Here is an 18,543-nt window from a genome sequence, read left to right on the forward strand (position 1 = left end):
GTGTCTCCTCGGTCAGGCTCTCCGGGACGGGTTCACGGATCAGTTGAATGACCGGTGCGGGCGGTGCGTTTTTGCAGGCTGCGACTGACAGCGTCAGGCACACGATTAACAGCGCACGTGTCACCGTTGAATGCGGCCTGCATTGCTTCGCGTCGTCGCTCCCCTTCTGCATTACGCTGTTGCTCACGTGCTTTTACCTCTGCCAGTAACTTATGGGTCTGTATCGCGGTCGCCTGTACTTCCTGAATGACCTGGTCGTAACCGGTCGCCGTTTCAGCCAGGAGCTTGTTAAGGGTGCGGGCCTCGATCAGTTGGTCGGTCTGCCACCAGACTGCGGCCAGCAGAATAAGCATCACAATCACACTGCCCGCCCTCATGACGGCGTACTCAGGCCCAGCAGGCACCAGGCTTTAAAATCATTACGCCGGTTAACCAGCCCGAGGGAGCGCTTACCGCCCGCATAGACAAAATCAGTCAGCCTGTTGCACATCTGCGGCCATTGTCTGGCCTGGGCATGCTTCCAGATCGTGGTTCTCTGCTTGCGTCCGTTCTTATCGGTGAACCACATCAGCCCGGTGCAGCCCAGATTCAGGGCCGCATCCGTCATGGCCTCAAAGGTGAGCTGCGGCATGTCGGCACCGTGGAAATTGTTATTGATGCAGTTTTCAGCCCGTTGCAGATCGTTAACCCAACGCCGCGCTATTTCCTGGTTGCTGTATTCGCGGTTTTCCACGCCACCCGTGGAACCAATGCCCACCGTCAGCACCCCTGCCGTGCAGTAATAAGGCGTGCTGCGGCAGTCTTCCCAACCGGCGATCTTCTGCTGCCCTTCTTTCGACGTTCTGACGCTCCCGGGCGCCAGCGAAATGCCCAGGACCACAATCACCGCAATTGAACATTTTTTGATGATGTTCTTCATGCCGGTTTGTCTCCGTGCAGTTGCTCCAGCAGCTGCCGTTCGCGGTCCGACAGGTTGCGGGTTTCAGCCTGGCGGAGAATCTGCTCGATCAAGTCGTTGCGGCGCTGGCTGGCCTGCTCAATGCGGCGGCGATGAATCGCCAGCCGGACGGCGGAAACAATCCCCAGAAGAAGGCCAGCCAGCGCCAGCTTTTCGCTGACGGTCATCACGCCCACACCGGTCACCAGGGCGGATGTTGCAAACGCAAAATATTCGTTAATACGATCCAGAGTCATTCCCATAACTGGACGGTTACCCGTTCCACCTCGCTGGTTATCACGGGCATTTCGATCTCCTGCCCGGCATTCAAAAAAATCTGGTTGCTCAGTCCCGGATTGGCTTCGAGCACCTTCTCCGTGACACCTGCGGTTTTGCCGTAATGACGCCAGCAGAGCTGATCAACCGTGTCGTTTTGCAGCGCCCTGACTTTCATCAGAACAACTCCGCATAGATACGGGCTTCTTCCCGGATATCTGAAATACTCCAGCGCCCGTCCCGCCAGAGATCGTCTATTTGCCTGTCCAGGGCCTCCGCATCCTTGTCGCCCTTTGGCGTGGTGCCGACGTCCCTGTAACCTTCCAGTACGCTGGCGCGCGTGAAGGAGTAGACCGCGCGCCGGAAGCGATAAACTTTTGCGCTTTCGCCGTTAATCTGCTCGACAGGTTCACCGGCGGAAGTCAGCAGTACAGAAGCCAGCGATTCAGCGCCTTCCGCTTCTCTTTGCTTACGCCAGTCTTTCAGCTGATCCGCGACATGCAGCGCGGCCTCCGTTGCCATATGCATTAATCGCGATGTTGTAATGTCACCGGCGATGCGGGCAGCGAGGCGCAGATCGTGGAGTTTTACCGTCGGCCAGAAAGTGCCGATGGCAATCTGTGCGCCGCCGTCGTCCACGTCTGTCACATCACTTTCAGCAGGTCTGACGGGGCGTTGTGCGATAAAACTCATCGTCGTTTCTCCGGTAGGTCAGGCGGTGGGCGTCCGGTAAAAAGACCGCATTACGGGCAGATCGCCGGACGCGCCGCCTGTGGCGCGGGGCCAGTTCATTACGCTCAGGCGTTTACTTTGTGGCTATTTTCGTTGTCTTTTTTGCCGCCGTTCTGCGGGTAGCGGCTTTTGTTCCCGTCGCCGCTTTCGCCTGCTTGCGCGTTCGCGTTGTTTTTTCCGCTGCGGGTGTCTCTACTGTGGTGGCGCCGCTGAATGAAGTCTCATCGACGGCATCATCGCCCGTCACGCTGGTCTGCGGCGCCTTCTTCAAAGCGCTGACCAGAGAGGCGATCTCCCGTTTCACGCCTGCGCCCGGGTTCAGGCTCATGGCCTCCCGGAAGAGCTTCAACGCTTCGCCTTTGGTTTCCGCGTCTTCCGTGTCACGACGGCAAAACGCCCTCACCTTGCACAGCTTCGCGCGGACCTCATCCGGCATGTCACTGTCAGCCACAATGTCGGCCAGCTCGTCCAGCATGGCGATATAGCCTGACAAATCGGCTCCGGCGTCCGTGGTGGCGAGGTTCAGAATGGGATTGCAGATTTCTTCGGTCAGCACCGTGGGTGCCGGGCGGCGATAGTTGTCATCCGGCATGCTCAGGCCATGCTTAACGACATAGCGCCCGATGCGCAGCGCCAGTGCATAGTCGGAGCAGTCCACCGCCCAAACCATCAGCGTAGTGATAACCGGATCGGCGCGTCCGCTGTCGCCCTCGATAGTTCCGTCAATCCATCCCTGAAACTCAGGAAGGATGCTGGCCTTTACAGCAGCCTTCGCCTGGCGGGACTGGATCTGGCTCAGCGAGGATTTATGCATATGCAGGCGAAAGAGGATCTGCTCATGCGCGGTGCGCGTCTCCGCGTCACGCTCATCACTGATGCCCCGCCTCTCTGCCATGACCTTCTGAAAGTGTCTTTGTGCCGGTGTCAGCATGGGTTCATTCTCCTGGGCGGGCTTGCTGCCCGCCATGTGATGGGGATTATCAGGCGAATGTCACGCCGTCGATCATGGCAATCATGCCGTACTCTTCAATGACATAGTCATCATTGCTGGACTGGTAAGTCGCCACGCGGTTGTAGTGCGGCTCTTCCCGGATAGAGCGACGTAGGGAGCCTTTCTGGTAGTACACAGAGAGGTTTTTCAGGTTGGTGATGAGTACGACATCTTCAGGAATACCCGGGACAAAGACCGTCGGCAGACCGCCGATCTTTTCCTGGCTGACAATGAGCTGCGCAGCCAGCAGTTCGGTATTCGGATTGGTCTGGCTGAGCGCGTTCACTTTCGGCAGGTTAACTTTCAGCAGCAGATCGGAAGAGAGCACGGTGACCAGACCAGGGGTACGGCGGAACCATGGATCCATGAGGCTGTGACGTGCATCGAGCACGGCGGCGTCAATATTGCCGTAGGTGCCTGATGCAATTACCGCGTTGTTCTCATCGCGGGAAGTCAGCGTGATACCTGGCATAATGCGCTGCGGTGCTTCATCGCGGATCTTTTGCAGCCAGCCCACGCCGCAATCCTGCAATAACGGATACGCAGTGCGATCGGAGTTTTCGGAGTAGTGCGTGCCATTGAAGCCAACCATCTGGCGGTCCAGCCCCAGCTGGCGGGCCATGGCATTGCTAATCAGTGACTGAAACTCAGGGTGACCGGCCCACGCATCCAGTTCCGCATAGGAAAGTGCATAATCATAGTTGGTTTTGCGGCAGTGGTAGTTCTGCGGCTCTTTGTTATGGTTCGGCGCCGGGTTGCGGCGGTTGGTGCCATCCGAGCTGTTATTGGTGCTCGCCATCGGCCCTTTACTGCCGATCTTCACTTTCTGGCCTTCCTGCTCCTTAACCCCAAAGTGGTTAACCTGCTTCATAAAGTCGTCCGACTCCATGGCGGCCTGTTCCAGCTTTTGCTGAATGGTCGGATCAACGCTAAAGCGGTTGGCAACGGCTGAAGGTGAAACGCCATTCAGTTGCGCCTGACGCACAATATAATTATCAAATAGTTCGCGGGTCTGGTTTTCCATGATTACCTCTTAAAATTCTGCAAGCTGGGTGCTGCTGGCACCGGTAGCCGCCGGCCGCGCGCTGTAATTCTCTGCTGGCTGGAGCTGAAGTTGACTACGCAAGGCGTTGAGTTCACTGGTCAGTTGCTGAAAAGTGGTTTTGTCCTGCTGGCGTTCCTGCTCCAGGGCACTGAACCGGTCAATCTGATCGGCCTGAGATTGCGCCACGGCTTCAACAACCTGATGCAGTTGACTGAAGCGCTGATCGTCAGTCTTCTGGCCCTTATTCAGAATGCCCATCATGCGGTTGAACCAGTTGGCGCCCTCTTCACTGCGCTGGGCGGCCAGCTCGACCACTTCGGCCTCCAGCGCATCAGAGAACAACGGCGCCTCTGCCTGTTGGTTATTGAAGGCCATCACCTGAGCACGCTGCTGGGCGGCAAATTTGAGGCGCTCAGTCCCCAGGCTTGCCGGCGTGTCTGTCATCGCCAGGCCAACCACGTACGCCTTACCGTTAAGAGCAAATTGCGGATGCAGCTCAATGCTGGAGTAGACTTTTTTCCCGTCATCAGTGAGCTGCTTCATACGCGTTGATGCGTCGATTTCGGCATACAGCGCAGTGCGACCAGAAAGCGGACCGTCAGTGATATCTTCAACGCTTAATGCCGCCACATCCCCCATGGCGCCAAAGTCACTGCCCGGATAAGGGGAAAGGTAGTGCTCTACATTCACGCGGGCGCCGTAAACATCGGGGTTGTAGTTAGCCGCAGCGTCGCGAAGGTGTTCCGAGCGGATCTCGCGCCCGTCAACCGTCGCGCCAGAAACCGCAACACGGAATTTTTTACGGGCTGGTTTAGTGGTGCTGGCCATGTCGTTTATCCTGTTGGTTTGTGTCAGTCACAGCATCATGGCATTGCGTAAAAGCCCCGCGCCACGCTGTTTTGTTGTCGGAGAACGCCCAGACCTGAAACCCCGCGCCGCCGTGATCGCGCGCGGGTAATCTCCCTGCTCAAAAGGGGGTGTGAATGATTCAGGATGCGTTTATTCGATTGCGGGCCAAACAGCTCTACTGGCAGGGGTATCCGCCCGCCGAAATATCCCGGCTGATGGGTATCAACTCCAATACGGTGTATTCGTGGAAAAAGCGTGATGAGTGGGACGAGACGACACCGATCAAACGGGTCACGCAATCCATTGACACCCGTCTCTGCCAGTTAAGTGCAAAGGACAATAAAACCGGTGGCGATTTCAAAGAGATCGATCTGTTAACCCGGCAGTTAAAAAAGCTGGATACCGGGCAGAGCACCACCCTCTCTGGCGTTAATAAAACCAGTCGTCGCAAGAAGAAAAACCATTTCACCGACGAGCAAATAGAAGCGCTGCGCACAAAAATTATTGACTCACTTGCCTGGCATCAGCGCGGCTGGTACGAACAGCGAGATCAGCGTAACCGGATGATCCTCAAATCGCGCCAGATTGGGGCGACCTGGTACTTTGCCCGCGAGGCACTGCTGGGCGCATTGAGGACTGATGTTAAACATGACTATCAGCGCAACCAAATCTTCCTTTCAGCATCCCGTAAACAGGCGCTTCAGTTCCGAAACTTTATCCGTAAAGCGGCAGAAGAGGTGGATGTTGAACTCAAGGGCGGTGAGCAGATTACGCTATCGAATGGCGCAGAGCTGCACTTTCTCGGGACGTCAGCGGCAACCGCGCAGTCTTACACCGGCCACCTGCGATTTGATGAGTTTTTCTGGACCGGTAACTTTATCAACCTGCGTAAGGTCGCCGGGGCCATGGCGACGCTAAAGGGATTAACGCGCACCTACTTCTCCACGCCCTCCAGCGAAAGCCATGAAGCCTATCAGTTCTGGACCGGTGATCGGTGGAATGCAAAGCGGCCTAAAGCGCAGCGTGTTGATTTCGATGTGACCTGGAAGAAAACCCATAGCGGCGTGCTGTACCCGGACAAAACGTGGCGGCAGATCGTCACTATTCAGGATGCCATCAACAACGGCTGGGACTATACCGACATTGACGAGATCAGGGATGAAAACAGCCCTGATGAATTTGAAAACCTCTACATGTGCGAGTTCGTCAAAGACGGTGAAAGCGCGTTCAACCTGAGTCAGTTGCTGGGATGCGGCGTTGACGGATACGACGACTGGCCGGACTGGAAACCTTTCGCTGGGCGCCCTATGGGCCTGCGTGAGGTCTGGCTGGGTTATGACGCCAACGGCGGCAGTGGTAATGGTGATGCCGGCGCCCTGTCCGTCACCGTCCCTCCCCTGGTGGCCGGAGGGCGGTTCCGCACGATTGAGATTCAGCAGCTGCGAGGCCTTGAATTTGAGCAGCAGGCGGCAGTGATCAAGGAGGCAGCAGAACGCTACAACGTCACCCATATCGCCATTGACGGGCAAGGCATCGGCGAGGCGGTCTGGCAGATTGTTAAAAACTGGTTCCCGGCAGCTATCTGCTACCAGATGAGCCTCTCATCCAAACGCGCTCTGGTCCTGAAAATGCTGCAGGTGATACGCGCCGGACGCTGGGAATATGATCGCAGCGAGCAAGGCCTGGTCAGAGCCTTTAACGCCGTCCGCAAAGTCGTTACGCCCGGCGGTTTCATGACGTACGAGACGGACCGGTCACGCGGCGTGAGCCATGGTGATATGGCGTGGGCGACCATGCTTTCGATTATTAATGAACCGCTGGGCCAGGAAAGTGGCTGCGGTGGTTTCGCGATGGGGTGGTAACAGTGAAAAAGAAATACAGTAAAAAACCGGTAACCAGCACCTCCGGTTCTGACATTGCGGAGTCACTGAAGGGCGATCCTGAGTTAACAGCATTCAGCTTTGACGGGCCTTATCCGGTGCGTGATATGGCCGACCTGCTGGACAATCTTTATTGCCTGGATAACGGGCGATACTATGAAACACCGGTAGATTTTTATGGTCTAGCTAAAGCGCCACGCCAGAGCGCCTGGCATGAGTCTGCTCTGTACTTCAAACGTAATGTGCTGACCGGCTGCTTTATTCCGCACAAGCTGCTCAATCGCCAGACCTTTTCCGCGTTTGCGCTGGACTGGTTCACGTTTGGCAATGCCTACCTTGAACTGCCGCGCAATCGCCTGGGCGGGCCGCTTCCCTTCAGGCATTCACTGGCAAAGTACACCCGGCGTGGAAGTGCAGACCTCGATCAGTACTGGTTCATCCGGCGCTGGAAAGAGGAACACTCGTTTAAACCGGGTTCAGTGTGTCACGTTCTGAATCCGGACATTAATCAGGAGGTCTACGGTATGCCGGAATATATGGCAGCGCTGCTGGCGGCCAGTTTGTCACACTCCGCTGACATGTTCCGCAAGCTGTACTACGACAACGGCTCCCACGCGGGGTGTATTGTCTACATCGGTGCGGGACAGGTTGACGACAAAAGCATGAAAACAGTCAAAGAGACACTGACCGGTGCGCGTGGGAAAGGGGCATTTAAAAACGTACTGCTGCATGCGCCAGGCGGCGGCAAGGATGGCGTTCAGATCCTGCCGTTTCAACAGATCACGGCTAAAGATGAGTTTATCAACATTAAGAATGCCACCAGGGACGACATACTCGCGGCGCACCGTATCCCGCCGCAGCTGATGGGCGCCATGCCAGCAGGAAATGGATCGTTTGGGGATATCGAGAAGGCCGCACGGGTCTACGCTATCAACGAGCTGACGCCAGTAATGGAGGCCCTGAAGGTGGTCAACGAGTGGCTAGGAGAAGAGGTGATCCGTTTCAACCCTTATGCGTTGCTTTCCCCAGAGAAATAACCGCTAGAGAATTCACTTTCTTTGAACAACATCAGACATTTATAACAGGCCAGCGTTTTCGCTGGCCTCATCTTTTCTGCTTAAAAAATCCCGCATCAGCTGCCCTCTACGCATCGCTGCTTTTTTTCTGCGCGAGGCATGCCTCTACCTAAAATCACCGCTCACCGTGACGCAGAACCCGTGAAATTGCGTATTCTGCCGCCTTCCCTACCCTGACCCGCTTGCGGGGGCTTGCCCCCCGTCACCTGCGCGCAGCTAACACTCGTGTTTTTGTGCGCTTGTAGATTAAGCGTCGAAGCGCTCCGCTACAGGCCGCAACTCAGGTAAACACTTCCATAAAAATTGTGCAAATTTATGCAGAATCTTGCAGTCTTCGAATTGTTTTTTTGGTTGCATGTATAGTATGGTTGGGGGTTAGATTGGCGAGGTTATCTGGGACAAGGAAGATCTTGCATTAGCATCGGTAGGGATTGATATGAAAAAGAATAGCGTCAATGGCAGAGTGTTTTTTTTGCGTGCATGGAATCGTCACTTGTATTCTATTTCGCGCGAGCAAAATATAGCTAGAAAACGTAAAACTGGGCACAAAAAAATTGTCATATCAAATGACGCGGGATTCATATCTAACCCGATAGTGAATTTCATAGATAAAATTGTTCCGATGAAAAAAGGTATCAGTGGAAAAATAATCTCAAAAAACAAAATAATAGTTCCAAGAAAATTAAGTTTTTATGAAAATCCAGAAGAATCATTGATATTCATTCACTCTGCCAGTAAATTTATTAGCAGAGGAACAAATAAGTCAGTGACCATAGATTACACCTCAGCTCAATACAAATGTCTTGGTGCTGAATATCTATTAGGCTTAGCCGTGACTGAAGCTCGGCAATCCAATGTAAACTTTTCTGACAAAGTTATTATTAATGGCACTTACCCGAAAAAAGAAGCTCACCGTGAAATAATTAAATGCATGGGGATCGTGAAGGAAATGGATGAAGCATCCCCAGGCACAATTCTTGACTACACAACAAGAAAAGACAACCCTAAACAAAGAGTTTTTAAATTTGATTCAATTGGGAAAGAAGAAGCGTCTGCATTTGCTCAAGATCGTAAAAATCACACTGCAGAAAAATTCGCCCAATATATTGACGAATGTTTAAACGACCATGATTTACAATTAAAAGAAAATGCCAGCAAATATTTGACATCATGCATGGGTGAGTTATTGGATAATGCAGAAAGACATTGTGGTTTATCACAAAGACCACGATGGTTTGTAAGAGGTTACGTAAATAACAACGCTCATTCCCCAGTATGTGAATTAACTATAATTAATTTTGGGAATACAATTGCCGAAACATTTGAAGGCTTACCAGAGACTCATTTCTCATTTAATGAGCAAGTTAAGCCTTATGTAAAGAAACATATAAATAAACGAGGCATGTTTAGGGAAGGGTTAGTTACCGTAGCCGCACTTCAAGGACGAGTCAGTTGCAAAAACATTACTGATTCAGATAGTTCCGGTACAGGTACAATCGAACTGTTGAAATTTTTCCAAGATATGCATGACAATCTTAGAAGAATTCGTGGTAGTTCTATTGAAGAACCAAAAATGTCCCTTATATCTGGTAAAACACATATATCTTTTGATGGTCGTTATCGCCTTATTTGTAAAATCGATGAAGAAGATGATGAAAGTGAAACCTACTCATATCCATTCAACAACGATAGTCTTGCAACTGAGCCAGATCGCGCTTATCTTAAGGAAATGACGAACGCCTATTTCCCTGGTGTTATGGTTAATATTCGTTTTCCTTTACAAAAAACGAAGCGTTCTTAAGGAATAGGATTATGAACATGTCTAACGTTACTATAGATTTCAATAAGTTAGTTGGTGCTACAACTAAAAAACTGTTTGCTGGTAGAGCAAACGGACAAGAAGCATACAATTACTTCAACTTGAAACAATTCAATACCGATGGAAAAGATTTGATATACATTCTAATGCCAGAAAGTATTGTCGTATCTAGCTCATATTTTTTAGGTATGCTTGAAAAGATAATACCTGATTATTCAAAACCTTCCGACTTTTTTAAGGTCACTATTTTAGATGGTGAACAATATAAGGAAGGAATGCTTTCAGAATTTGATCGGGCAGTTAAAAGAGGCCTCAGGAAAAATGCACCTTTATTTTAAACCTGATCGTTTAAAAAAAATGACAGTTCTACCTGTCATTTTTTTTTCAATCATCGGTTGTGACAGTTCTAATGTAAGCCGTTACGAAAATATCGATGATTTATCATTTTACAATGATGCTGTCAGAAATCTACCGTTAGATGGCATGCCAGATAATAATGCCTATAGTGTGCGAAAACCGAAAGAACTTAATTTCTCTCCAAAGTATTTATCAAGAGAATCATCGGTTGTAGATATGCAGCATTATGAAATTCCAAATGATAAAAAAAGTGATTTTTACAATATTGTAAAAACTCCAGAATCTAAACCTGACTATATAGCTATAGCAATATCATTTCTAGCATTATTAGCATCAGTATTGGTCCCAATACATTTGCAACGCAAGCAAAAAAAAGATGCTATACATGATGGTTTTTGGCTAAGAGAAGTAATTTTCCCAAAAATAAATGAGTTAATGTTTAAAATCTGCTCTGATTTGAAAGACAGTTTTAATATGAATAACAGTGACTTCTCAAATTTTTATCAAGATACAATCTCTATTAAAATTGAAGAGTTACATGAGACCTTTTCAATATTAAATAGTTTTCCAAATATGCAAACATCAATAAGCGCCCTTGAAAATATATGTGACGAACTTGACAACAATATTGATAATCATCAGCTAGACCCTTTACAAACAAGAATTTTAGATGTAACGGAATTTAACACGAAATTAATAAAAGAGCTTGTGCAAATTCATAAGAAAATATGAAAATTAACATTTATTATTTTATTTAACACTAATTTAAAATAAGCCCTCAAAAAACATGGTTTCCATGTCATTTAAGACATGAGGGCAACCTCTCTATGGCACGACTAAAACATCTCAATTAAATTACAATACTTACCCCACTCTGTACATCCATTAAAATAATTAAAAATCAACTTTAGCACTACTCACAAATAATATTCTCATCATGGATGATGAAAATTTACCATAAGAAACCATACAATTAAGTTCTATCACCTAATGTATTATCTGGCATAACCTTTGAATGTTTCACACAAGCGCCTTATTACGTTTCTTCTTTCTTTAGCAGGTAATTGGGTTACATCCAGCGGCCCTGACTCTGCATCCTGAACCAATTTTACCGATAATACTTTATCACTACCTATCCCTCCGCCCTCGCTTTTTAAGGGATAGGGACAGTTATTGCCACGAGTCCAAGGGGCGACGGAGTCGCCCTGGGCGGCGCTTTCAGCGCCTGGGTTAGCGGAAGCCTTCTTCACCATCTTCCAGGTATGGACATGCGTGCATATTTTGTTTTCCTTACCGGTGATTGGCGACCAAATGCCATAAATACGAATCCCGTGATCGCCATAGGTTCCTGGTTCGACTGTCGGCTCGTAGGCGGTATGAATGAGGTAATTTTTGCGGGGAACAAGTACACCGCCCTGCTTCATAATGTAAGTGGCAAAACAGCCAACATCAGCAGCAGCAAGCACAGCGTCCAGTTTTGGATCCATAAGTACCGGAGCACCCGGTTTGCTGGTTTTCATTGCACGAGTTGCCTGCGATGCGAACAATCGTAACTCGCGGTACGCCTGGCGGCCTGGAATCCCAAAAAAACGAAATTGTTGAACACGGTGCAACGATGCCCACGCAGTGACGTGCTCGGCACTATCACGTAGTGATTTACCCGTCTCCTTGCTGACGGTGTCACCCAGCCCACGCCCATCGATGTTTTTACTGACGTACTTTGCAATATAACTGGCCGGAGTCCCCTTTCGCGGGTCTATCAGCTTTGACTTGAAACGAGCGCCAGTGTTATTGCCAAGTTCGGCACGATCTTCTCGGATAGTGAAACGACGCAGCAGCTCTGTGATTGCACGTCGATGTTTTTTGCGCATAAAACACAATAAATGCCAGTGCACAGTGCCATCGTGATGTGGTTCGGCTACGCGGACGCCGTACCAGCGCAGCTCTTTTTTGTGCATTGCCTTACGGAATGCCGCAAACGTATCAACCAGATAGTCGCTGCTTTTCCTAACTGTCGATTGATCCCATGTAGGGTTAGGCTTCCCGTTCATCAGTGTGGCGTGGTACTTAGAAGGACAGGTGATGGTATAGAACATGGCGCAGTCGCCACGCATTTCAGCTATCAATTCCAGGCCTTTGACACAGGCCATCATCTCATTACGACGGTGCGCTGGATTGCTGGCACTTGCAAGCACCACATCCTCCATGTTGAGCGTGTCGCCATCTTCGTTAATCAGATCATGGTTGCGGAAAAAATCCATCGCCTTACGGCGTTGTTCCCGCTTCTGCAACAGGATGTCATGGCTGACATAAGGTGATGCGTGCCGATGAACAAGGCACGCTGCCCGAAGCAACTCTTCCCGCCATTCGTTGCGGAGTTGCCACAGCTTACGTTGCCACCAGTCAGCACAACGCATACGGGCTAGCGCGCCCGGTATCAACTCGTAGTTAATCGGGTTGCGGCGATTATGTTTGCTGCGGAGCGCTTCATAACCCGGCGGGATAACATCGAGGCGTGACACTTCGGCCGCCACACGACGATAGAGCTCCAGTATTACGATGGGAGAAGCTAATTCATCGGTCAGCATCTCACCGCAAAGCTGGATAAAAATCATATCAATGTGCGCTGCGACCAGCGTTGAAAGCCGCTTAACCTCCCGCTGATTCAGTTCAGCAAGTCGAAGGAGTTGATCAAGGCTATCCCTACCAGCCATGGCCTGGAATGACAGCGACGCCTGGTTAGCACGGACCTTGTCAATCCTCACTAATGAGGGAGTAATGACCTCATTCAGATAGGTAGGCAAATGGCGCGGATCTTCTGATTTTTCCAAATACTTAATCCTTGTTTCCAGCGGCTTGCGCAGGAAACCAGGCAAGCTGGCGACGTCATCACGAATCAGGGTAAGAGGATCAACACGATGGAGTTCTGCATGTCGCTTAGCTTTCTCAATCAGCGCATCATTCAATTCGTCATAGTGCCAGGGATCGCAATGTGCAACAGAAAAGAGGTACTCTTCTGCTGCACGACTCATTGCTTCAGCCTGCTCGCGTTGATCGCTTTTATCCTGCTCATAAAGAGCAATCCAGACGGCCAGCGCAGATGGTTTCTGTGCAGGCGCATCAACAGCATAAGGGTTTACTGGCTGCTTTCTGGCATTCCAGCTCCATGCCAGGGATGTGGAGTCAGGCATAACTCACCTTCGAATCTTATTTTGCAAAGCCAACGCTTCAACAAGCCGGCGCACCAAACATTTCGGCATATGTCGCATCCCCCATCACCGCCCCACAGTCCGGGCAACCTCCACCACCATAACGACCGCAACCACCACACACGCGAAGAACGCCAATCACTTCACCGGCCATATCGCGGGTTTTGGCGCTAACGGAACGTCGAACTCTGAAGGCGTGGAGATTGAAAGCGGAGTAGATCTGGCGTGTTTCTGGTGTGTCGCTATTCGAGATGACCGAGCGCGTTCCATGCTGGCGATTAACGTCCAGCAACGCCGTAACCAAAGCGCGGTGATCATCCAGGGTAAATGGCTTGCCGTAAGCGGTAAAATTGGCTGTTTTGCTAGTCGGGATGTACGGCGGATCGCAGTAAATCACGGAGTCCAGGCGGTTCCTGACAACGTACGGAATAGAAGTACGAAAATCATTACAAAGAAAGAGCGCGTGAGTATCCAGCGCCTTTTCGGCAAATAGGCGCATTTCTGCTTCTGGAAAATAAGGTGCCTTATAGCTGCCAAATGGAACATTGAAACCGCCATCCCTGTTGGTGCGATAAAGCCCGTTAAAGCAGTGGCGGTTCAGGTATAAAAATGATGCAGCCCACCGTACAACGTAATCATCTGCACACTCGTCATCCCACGACAGGTGGTTGAACAACTTGCGCTCTTCGTAATAGCTATCTTCGTTATTGCCATTTCTGAATACGTTCCTGGCGATCAGTATCAATCTTTCAGGGTCTTCCCTGAGCGCGAGGAAGAAATTGATCAATGCGCGATTGCTGTCACAAAGCACATAGCGGCGGTATTCCGTATTCATAAAGACTGTGCCACTGCCTACAAAGGGCTCAATCAAGCAATCGGCTTTAGGTAAGTGCTTCAGCAGCTCCGGCAACACGCGGGTTTTACCGCCAGCCCACTTAAGAGGTGACTTAATCATTTGCGGCATTCCTGGTTATAGGTTTCATGGGTCATCAGTCGCCACTGCTTACCACCGTTTTTGCTGAGCAAACGCCAACGGAGGCCAATGCGGATCACGAGATAGGCGTGTGGCTTGACTCGGGTGTAATTACGCTGTCCACGAGCAAAGCAATTCAGGGCGGCAAGCGCCCTCTTACAAACCGGCAACGGCGCGTTACAAACAACAGACAGATGCGAATGCATGGCGGCCCTCATAGCGATCCAGTGTGTGGAGAGGTCAAGCGCTGCCAGATTTCGCAGACTTGCTCTGCTTGATATCGCGCGTCAGTGAGCGTGTAACATGCCAGGGCGCTTCTCGCATGAGGCGCATAGTCTGTGGCAGCAGCAAGGTCGAGAAGTGAACGAATGCAGCGGTATTTTGTGCCTTCAGGGAAAATGCCTGACACCTCTAAGCGATCCACGGCATAACGAAGTGAAACCAGTTTTTCCGGGACATCTTTGAACCATACGAATAACGCCGCGTTCCGGGGACAGGTATTGTCGGCGATGAAAGCAGCAAGGCTGCAAAGTGCATCTTCTTCAGCTTCGGTTGCGCTCATTACTTCGGCGCGCCAGTGAGAGTCTTTTTTCATCCAATCGAATGCCGTACTAATGCTGATACGGCCCTTCAAGCTTTCAGATTTACGAATGTCTATCGAAGAATAAAAAACCTTTCCGATCTGCCCTGTTGAGGGTTCAAAAAACACAGCTTCAATGGCACACAGAGGTGATGATGGTTTCTTACTAACGTTAATCAAATCGATCATTACGTGATTCATGGTCTACTGCCCTCGCTGGTGATTGTTTCGTGGTTGGCTATCCACTGCTCAAGTGCTGAATAAATCTCTTCGGGGGTAAGGCCTTGCTCTTTCAGCAGGCCCATACGGATGCGCAGCAATCCTAGTAAGTGGGCGCGCTCGCCTTTGCGCGCATTGGTGCTGATACCCATAAACTCTGGATCGCTTATTCCGCCTTCCGGCTTTATTGACGTAACCGACATGCAACCTCCTAAAAAAGGCAAAACGAATCCCCGGCAAAGTGAATGCCGTTATTTTTAAATCGGGTTAATTAATTGTTTGGACGCGGTTTTCTTTTAATCTGCTTAAATATCCTTTCATGCCAGTAATACATGAAATCAATAAAGGTCATTCGCGCGCGATCGTGATTACCGCGAATGGCTTTTTCGAGCCCGTAAATTATTAAATCTTTAGACGGGCTTTTTGAAGTAATGGTGATACGAGCACCGTTTTTCAGATGTACAGTGAACCCCTGCTCTGCACTTTCCATCGCCTCTCGGATCAGCATTTCCTGTTCCCAAGATGTTTTTTCTTCGGTGAACATGGCGTACTCCGATGATCAGTTAAAGCAAGGGGGCTCCAGCCGCCAGGAGGCTTTTGCTCCCAGTTTCAGGTGTTGCAAGATCTCCGGGGTAACTTCTACAGTTACCGCCGGCGGCTTGGCAAACACCATAGCCTTCTTCAGTTGCTCAGTGTCGAGTGATAGCAGGTCGTATGGTTTAGGGATGTCGCCATCGGTCACGGCAATAATGATGTTGCGGAGTTCTTCAAGAGTGCATTCATCATTCTCGCCTTGAAGCATTGCGAAATGATAAAGGTGGGATACGCCATGGCGTAAGAGCTGAAGAGAGTAATCATGATTCCATTCCAGAAACTCTTTATTGAAATGGAAGCATTGTAAAAGCGAATTAATTTTATCTGCATATTCAAGTTTCATTTTCGCCCCCAGAGATTAAAAAGCAATGAAGCGCTTTTTATTCATGATTCTGTCAATCGTTCGGCATGCTTCTGATAAAGCAAAGTCAATGCCGAAATAATGGCCTGTGTGTGTAATTTGATAGCGCTGGCGGTTGTACGGTTTTTTGCGTGGGAGTTTCAGAATAGTAAAACCACAGTAAAGACTGGTTTTGCTATTCAACTGCACCCCCCCCTTACCAACCCCACTCTTCATATGAGAACTCCGTCAAACAAAAGATATTCATTGAATTGTTAAGCCATTCATGATGGCTTGTTTATGGTATTTTTTTATGGCCTGCATTCCGCCAAGAATGGGCAGGCAACTACACATAAAACAAGGAGTTTCAATGTCTAGTAATGAAGTTCGTAAGGATCCCTATGTTATCGCCAAGCAATATGGTTACGTCGAAGGCGAATCTGGTATGGCTTTTATTGGCTTTGGCTTCCCGCAAAAAGTCTCCATTCCATCCACCGACCGTTTCTTTGTTGGGCTCGCCTTGGATGAGATCGAAGAGTTGGCCGCCATTCTGCAAGATCACGTCAACAGAAATCGTGGCAAGTAATTGCTTGTAGGGTACCAGCGCCACCAATGTGGCGCTTTTCATATCGCCACGGTAGAAGATTTGCCCTTGTAATGCACTATCTGATTCAGCAGGTTTGAGCATTTTCATTCTCCCAGTCCAAGCCACATCAACCACCCTTCCCTGATCTCCTTTGGACGACTTTCGTAGGCCAGTTTCATGCCGTTGTTCCAGGCTGGAAGGTAAACCCAGTACTCGCCCGCACGGCCAGAAGTTGATTGGGGATCGGTCATTTCGATTACAGGTAGCTTCCCTTTTTCGATCATGCCTCTAACTGCTGCCGGCGTTTTCCCTATAATTTTCGCAAACTCCTGATACGGAATGGCGTCGCTGCTACTGACATTTTTTTTGTTCATCTGATAACCTCTTATCTAGATCTAACCAATGGGTTTCAATGTTCTCTAATGTGCATCAGTGATTTTAGAGAAAATTGAATTTGAGTAGAACATACCGAAAGATATTAGAGGATCTTGATAACATGTCAACCGCTATTAGCGAGAAACTCGCGTTAATCCGCGAGTCCGAGAGGCTAAACAGAAAGCAATTTGCTGAAATTACAGGAGTTCCTTACAGCTCACTCACATACTATGAAAGCGGGAGGACTATCCCTCCAACCGATATAGCAATGAAAATTCTCCAGCACCCCCGTTTTTGTAAGTACGCCTTGTGGTTTATGACCGATCAGGTATCCCCTGAATCCGGTCAAATCGCACCGGCCCTCGCACACTTTGGGCAAGACTTAACAACCTCGCAGCAATCAGACCAAAAGATTGGTTAACAATTAACCGGTCTTACATACATTTCAAATGTCTGTTATTGGTCGAAAAGTATTCATCACATAATGGCAACGCGTTGAAGCCTAAAAGCAAACGCCCCCATCTGAGGGATTTCTTATGACAATTAAGAAACTCGATGATGGTCGATATGAAGTGGACATAAGACCTGCCGGGCGCAACGGAAAGCGCATCCGCAGGAGGTTTGACAAGAAGAGTGAAGCAGTAGCATTTGAGAAGCACACCCAGTTTAACCACCATACTAAAGAGTGGTTATCAAAACCGACAGATAAGCGGCATCTGTCTGAGTTAATACAGATCTGGTGGAATTTGAAGGGAAAGCACGAGGAACATGGACGGATAAATCGCAATAAGATTGAGACGTTCTGCAGGATGACTAACGATCCTTGTGCATTTCAGATCACGAAGGCGCTGATAAGTCAGTACTACTCAACGAGAAGAAGCCAGGGCATTAAAGCTTCGACCATAAACCGCGATCTTAATAGTACAAGTGGCATGTTCACTGCGCTTATTGAGGCCGAATTGTTCTCCGGTGAGCATCCAATTCGGGGCAGAAAAAAGCTGAAGGAAGAAGTACCCGAAACCGGCTATCTCACCGAAGGAGAGATAGCCCTTTTACTCTCAAAGCTCGATGGCGACAACAGGAAGATCGCGATCCTCTGTTTAAGCACCGGTGCTCGTTGGGGTGAAGCTGCACGACTCAAGGCGGAAAACATCATACAGAATCGAGTAACGTTCGTTAAAACCAAGAGCAACAAGCTTCGCACTGTTCCGGTATCAGCAGAAGTCGCGAAACTCATAGCTGGTGGTAAGCGAGGTTTGTTGTTTACCAGTGCGTCGTATACCGACTTCAGGCAGACACTTCGGGAAGTAAAACCAGATCTCCCGACTGGTCAGTCTACGCACGCCTTGAGGCACAGTTTCGCGACGCACTTTATGATTAATGGGGGAAGCATCATAACGCTACAAAGGATCCTCGGGCACGCCCGAATTGAGCAAACGATGGCCTATGCTCACTTTGCGCCTGAGTATTTACAGGACGCCATTTCTCTTAACCCCTTAAGAGGTGGCATTGATGCGGAAAATGTCCACATTATGTCCACACTTAGGTAGGTAAATATGGCTTTCGATGGTGTTGTGTGCCGCGCAACCCGCATTACACTGTTGAAAGCCACAACTACCAGGTTTAGGTAATGCACCCGACGGGGCTTTTTTTCCCCGCTGCGATCGCAGGTATTCCCCGAATTAATGTGTTAAATTTGATGTAT

The 18,543-nt window shown here is 49.6% G+C and carries 24 protein-coding genes; 8 read left to right on the plus strand and 16 right to left on the minus strand.

All coding sequences use genetic code 11. The features are described 5' to 3' along the window. Positions 1 to 32: 32 nt before the first annotated feature. The 8 genes from HF679_RS08310 to HF679_RS08345 form a co-directional block, all read right to left on the minus strand. Positions 33 to 353: a DUF2570 domain-containing protein gene (locus HF679_RS08310; protein ID WP_261803014.1), complete on the minus strand. Its 321-nt coding sequence runs from the start codon at positions 351 to 353 to the stop codon at positions 33 to 35. Positions 354 to 373: 20 nt separating this feature from the next. Further along, complete coding sequence (locus tag HF679_RS08315) at positions 374 to 919, minus strand: lysozyme (RefSeq protein WP_187042845.1); 546 nt, start codon at positions 917 to 919, stop codon at positions 374 to 376. After that, complete coding sequence (locus HF679_RS08320; protein WP_004213110.1) at positions 916 to 1,200, minus strand: hypothetical protein; 285 nt, start codon at positions 1,198 to 1,200, stop codon at positions 916 to 918. Before HF679_RS08320 ends, HF679_RS08315 begins: the two co-directional genes overlap by 4 nt. Next, positions 1,191 to 1,391 carry a tail protein X gene (locus HF679_RS08325; RefSeq protein ID WP_004131559.1) on the minus strand — a complete coding sequence of 67 codons (201 nt, stop codon included), beginning with the start codon at positions 1,389 to 1,391 and terminating at the stop codon, positions 1,191 to 1,193. The genes HF679_RS08320 and HF679_RS08325 overlap by 10 nt, the downstream gene beginning before the upstream one ends. Then, entirely contained in the window at positions 1,391 to 1,906 is a 516-nt protein-coding gene (locus HF679_RS08330; protein WP_048024509.1) for a head completion/stabilization protein, read from the minus strand. Before HF679_RS08330 ends, HF679_RS08325 begins: the two co-directional genes overlap by 1 nt. Before the next feature lie 112 nt (positions 1,907 to 2,018). Next, the gene (gene gpM / locus HF679_RS08335; RefSeq protein WP_187042846.1) at positions 2,019 to 2,876 is read right to left on the minus strand and encodes a phage terminase small subunit; all 858 of its coding nucleotides are present in this window, start codon (positions 2,874 to 2,876) and stop codon (positions 2,019 to 2,021) included. A 49-nt stretch (positions 2,877 to 2,925) separates the two neighbouring features. Next, complete coding sequence (locus HF679_RS08340) at positions 2,926 to 3,960, minus strand: phage major capsid protein, P2 family (RefSeq protein WP_187042847.1); 1,035 nt, start codon at positions 3,958 to 3,960, stop codon at positions 2,926 to 2,928. Between the two features lie 9 nt (positions 3,961 to 3,969). Continuing rightward, positions 3,970 to 4,809 (minus strand): GPO family capsid scaffolding protein, encoded by an 840-nt coding sequence (locus HF679_RS08345; RefSeq protein WP_187042848.1) that lies wholly within the window; start codon positions 4,807 to 4,809, stop codon positions 3,970 to 3,972. 155 nt (positions 4,810 to 4,964) lie between these two features. Here HF679_RS08345 and HF679_RS08350 point away from each other — a divergent pair, with 155 nt between their 5' ends. The 5 genes from HF679_RS08350 (at position 4,965) to HF679_RS08370 (ending at position 10,694) form a co-directional block, all read left to right on the plus strand. Then, positions 4,965 to 6,692, plus strand: a complete 1,728-nt coding sequence (locus HF679_RS08350; RefSeq protein ID WP_187042849.1) for a terminase large subunit domain-containing protein — start codon at positions 4,965 to 4,967, stop codon at positions 6,690 to 6,692. Between the two features lie 2 nt (positions 6,693 to 6,694). Continuing rightward, on the plus strand, positions 6,695 to 7,747 hold the full coding sequence (locus tag HF679_RS08355) for a phage portal protein (RefSeq protein WP_410003355.1): 1,053 nt from the start codon (positions 6,695 to 6,697) through the stop codon (positions 7,745 to 7,747). A gap of 475 nt (positions 7,748 to 8,222) precedes the next feature. Continuing rightward, positions 8,223 to 9,587: a hypothetical protein gene (locus HF679_RS08360; RefSeq protein WP_119185689.1), complete on the plus strand. Its 1,365-nt coding sequence runs from the start codon at positions 8,223 to 8,225 to the stop codon at positions 9,585 to 9,587. Positions 9,588 to 9,604: 17 nt separating this feature from the next. After that, entirely contained in the window at positions 9,605 to 9,943 is a 339-nt protein-coding gene (locus tag HF679_RS08365) for a hypothetical protein (RefSeq protein WP_187043091.1), read from the plus strand. Beyond that, positions 9,927 to 10,694: a hypothetical protein gene (locus HF679_RS08370; RefSeq protein WP_187042851.1), complete on the plus strand. Its 768-nt coding sequence runs from the start codon at positions 9,927 to 9,929 to the stop codon at positions 10,692 to 10,694. Before HF679_RS08365 ends, HF679_RS08370 begins: the two co-directional genes overlap by 17 nt. A 263-nt stretch (positions 10,695 to 10,957) precedes the next feature. Here the strand turns inward: HF679_RS08370 and HF679_RS08375 are convergent, their stop codons facing one another. From HF679_RS08375 to HF679_RS08405, 7 genes are all read right to left on the minus strand, one after another. Further along, positions 10,958 to 13,153: a replication endonuclease gene (locus HF679_RS08375; RefSeq protein WP_261802993.1), complete on the minus strand. Its 2,196-nt coding sequence runs from the start codon at positions 13,151 to 13,153 to the stop codon at positions 10,958 to 10,960. Between the two features lie 37 nt (positions 13,154 to 13,190). After that, positions 13,191 to 14,126: a DNA adenine methylase gene (locus HF679_RS08380; protein ID WP_187042852.1), complete on the minus strand. Its 936-nt coding sequence runs from the start codon at positions 14,124 to 14,126 to the stop codon at positions 13,191 to 13,193. 232 nt (positions 14,127 to 14,358) lie between these two features. Further along, complete coding sequence (locus HF679_RS08385; RefSeq protein ID WP_261802994.1) at positions 14,359 to 14,913, minus strand: 3'-5' exonuclease; 555 nt, start codon at positions 14,911 to 14,913, stop codon at positions 14,359 to 14,361. Positions 14,914 to 14,921: 8 nt separating this feature from the next. Then, the gene (locus HF679_RS08390) at positions 14,922 to 15,146 is read right to left on the minus strand and encodes a hypothetical protein (protein WP_004213098.1); all 225 of its coding nucleotides are present in this window, start codon (positions 15,144 to 15,146) and stop codon (positions 14,922 to 14,924) included. Between the two features lie 68 nt (positions 15,147 to 15,214). Next, on the minus strand, positions 15,215 to 15,487 hold the full coding sequence (locus HF679_RS08395) for a hypothetical protein (protein ID WP_187042854.1): 273 nt from the start codon (positions 15,485 to 15,487) through the stop codon (positions 15,215 to 15,217). A 15-nt stretch (positions 15,488 to 15,502) separates the two neighbouring features. Continuing rightward, on the minus strand, positions 15,503 to 15,880 hold the full coding sequence (locus HF679_RS08400; RefSeq protein ID WP_187042855.1) for a hypothetical protein: 378 nt from the start codon (positions 15,878 to 15,880) through the stop codon (positions 15,503 to 15,505). Positions 15,881 to 15,895: 15 nt separating this feature from the next. Then, a complete protein-coding gene (locus HF679_RS08405; protein ID WP_187042856.1) occupies positions 15,896 to 16,114 on the minus strand; it encodes a DUF4761 domain-containing protein in 219 nt (72 codons plus the stop codon). Positions 16,115 to 16,247: 133 nt separating this feature from the next. On the opposite strand from HF679_RS08405, the gene HF679_RS08410 reads away from it, so the two are divergent. Continuing rightward, positions 16,248 to 16,463: a hypothetical protein gene (locus HF679_RS08410; RefSeq protein WP_023300862.1), complete on the plus strand. Its 216-nt coding sequence runs from the start codon at positions 16,248 to 16,250 to the stop codon at positions 16,461 to 16,463. Between the two features lie 104 nt (positions 16,464 to 16,567). On the opposite strand, the gene HF679_RS08415 is transcribed toward HF679_RS08410, so the two are convergent. Further along, positions 16,568 to 16,837 (minus strand): regulatory phage cox family protein, encoded by a 270-nt coding sequence (locus HF679_RS08415; protein WP_187042857.1) that lies wholly within the window; start codon positions 16,835 to 16,837, stop codon positions 16,568 to 16,570. Positions 16,838 to 16,959: 122 nt separating this feature from the next. Here HF679_RS08415 and HF679_RS08420 point away from each other — a divergent pair, with 122 nt between their 5' ends. Next, positions 16,960 to 17,259, plus strand: a complete 300-nt coding sequence (locus HF679_RS08420) for a helix-turn-helix domain-containing protein (protein WP_032688283.1) — start codon at positions 16,960 to 16,962, stop codon at positions 17,257 to 17,259. Positions 17,260 to 17,374: 115 nt separating this feature from the next. After that, a complete protein-coding gene (locus tag HF679_RS08425; RefSeq protein ID WP_073554187.1) occupies positions 17,375 to 18,388 on the plus strand; it encodes a tyrosine-type recombinase/integrase in 1,014 nt (337 codons plus the stop codon). The last annotated feature ends 155 nt before the right edge of the window (positions 18,389 to 18,543 follow it).

It is taken from the genome of Enterobacter sp. JUb54, from assembly GCF_014298075.1.
Lineage (GTDB): Bacteria > Pseudomonadota > Gammaproteobacteria > Enterobacterales > Enterobacteriaceae > Klebsiella > Klebsiella lignicola.

Coding starts and splice junctions, on each gene's coding strand:
- HF679_RS08345 (WP_187042848.1), bottom strand. CDS start 4,809: ATGGCCAGCACCACTAAACCAGCCCGTAAAAAATTCCGTGTTGCGGTT.
- HF679_RS08400 (WP_187042855.1), bottom strand. CDS start 15,880: ATGAAACTTGAATATGCAGATAAAATTAATTCGCTTTTACAATGCTTC.
- HF679_RS08375 (WP_261802993.1), bottom strand. CDS start 13,153: ATGCCTGACTCCACATCCCTGGCATGGAGCTGGAATGCCAGAAAGCAG.
- HF679_RS08380 (WP_187042852.1), bottom strand. CDS start 14,126: ATGATTAAGTCACCTCTTAAGTGGGCTGGCGGTAAAACCCGCGTGTTG.
- HF679_RS08330 (WP_048024509.1), bottom strand. CDS start 1,906: ATGAGTTTTATCGCACAACGCCCCGTCAGACCTGCTGAAAGTGATGTG.
- HF679_RS08420 (WP_032688283.1), top strand. CDS start 16,960: ATGTCAACCGCTATTAGCGAGAAACTCGCGTTAATCCGCGAGTCCGAG.
- HF679_RS08390 (WP_004213098.1), bottom strand. CDS start 15,146: ATGTCGGTTACGTCAATAAAGCCGGAAGGCGGAATAAGCGATCCAGAG.
- HF679_RS08415 (WP_187042857.1), bottom strand. CDS start 16,837: ATGAACAAAAAAAATGTCAGTAGCAGCGACGCCATTCCGTATCAGGAG.
- HF679_RS08370 (WP_187042851.1), top strand. CDS start 9,927: ATGCACCTTTATTTTAAACCTGATCGTTTAAAAAAAATGACAGTTCTA.
- HF679_RS08350 (WP_187042849.1), top strand. CDS start 4,965: ATGATTCAGGATGCGTTTATTCGATTGCGGGCCAAACAGCTCTACTGG.
- HF679_RS08310 (WP_261803014.1), bottom strand. CDS start 353: ATGCTTATTCTGCTGGCCGCAGTCTGGTGGCAGACCGACCAACTGATC.
- HF679_RS08320 (WP_004213110.1), bottom strand. CDS start 1,200: ATGGGAATGACTCTGGATCGTATTAACGAATATTTTGCGTTTGCAACA.
- HF679_RS08360 (WP_119185689.1), top strand. CDS start 8,223: ATGAAAAAGAATAGCGTCAATGGCAGAGTGTTTTTTTTGCGTGCATGG.
- gpM (WP_187042846.1), bottom strand. CDS start 2,876: ATGCTGACACCGGCACAAAGACACTTTCAGAAGGTCATGGCAGAGAGG.
- HF679_RS08385 (WP_261802994.1), bottom strand. CDS start 14,913: ATGATCGATTTGATTAACGTTAGTAAGAAACCATCATCACCTCTGTGT.
- HF679_RS08325 (WP_004131559.1), bottom strand. CDS start 1,391: ATGAAAGTCAGGGCGCTGCAAAACGACACGGTTGATCAGCTCTGCTGG.
- HF679_RS08405 (WP_187042856.1), bottom strand. CDS start 16,114: ATGAAGAGTGGGGTTGGTAAGGGGGGGGTGCAGTTGAATAGCAAAACC.
- HF679_RS08395 (WP_187042854.1), bottom strand. CDS start 15,487: ATGTTCACCGAAGAAAAAACATCTTGGGAACAGGAAATGCTGATCCGA.
- HF679_RS08365 (WP_187043091.1), top strand. CDS start 9,605: ATGTCTAACGTTACTATAGATTTCAATAAGTTAGTTGGTGCTACAACT.
- HF679_RS08410 (WP_023300862.1), top strand. CDS start 16,248: ATGTCTAGTAATGAAGTTCGTAAGGATCCCTATGTTATCGCCAAGCAA.
- HF679_RS08425 (WP_073554187.1), top strand. CDS start 17,375: ATGACAATTAAGAAACTCGATGATGGTCGATATGAAGTGGACATAAGA.
- HF679_RS08340 (WP_187042847.1), bottom strand. CDS start 3,960: ATGGAAAACCAGACCCGCGAACTATTTGATAATTATATTGTGCGTCAG.
- HF679_RS08315 (WP_187042845.1), bottom strand. CDS start 919: ATGAAGAACATCATCAAAAAATGTTCAATTGCGGTGATTGTGGTCCTG.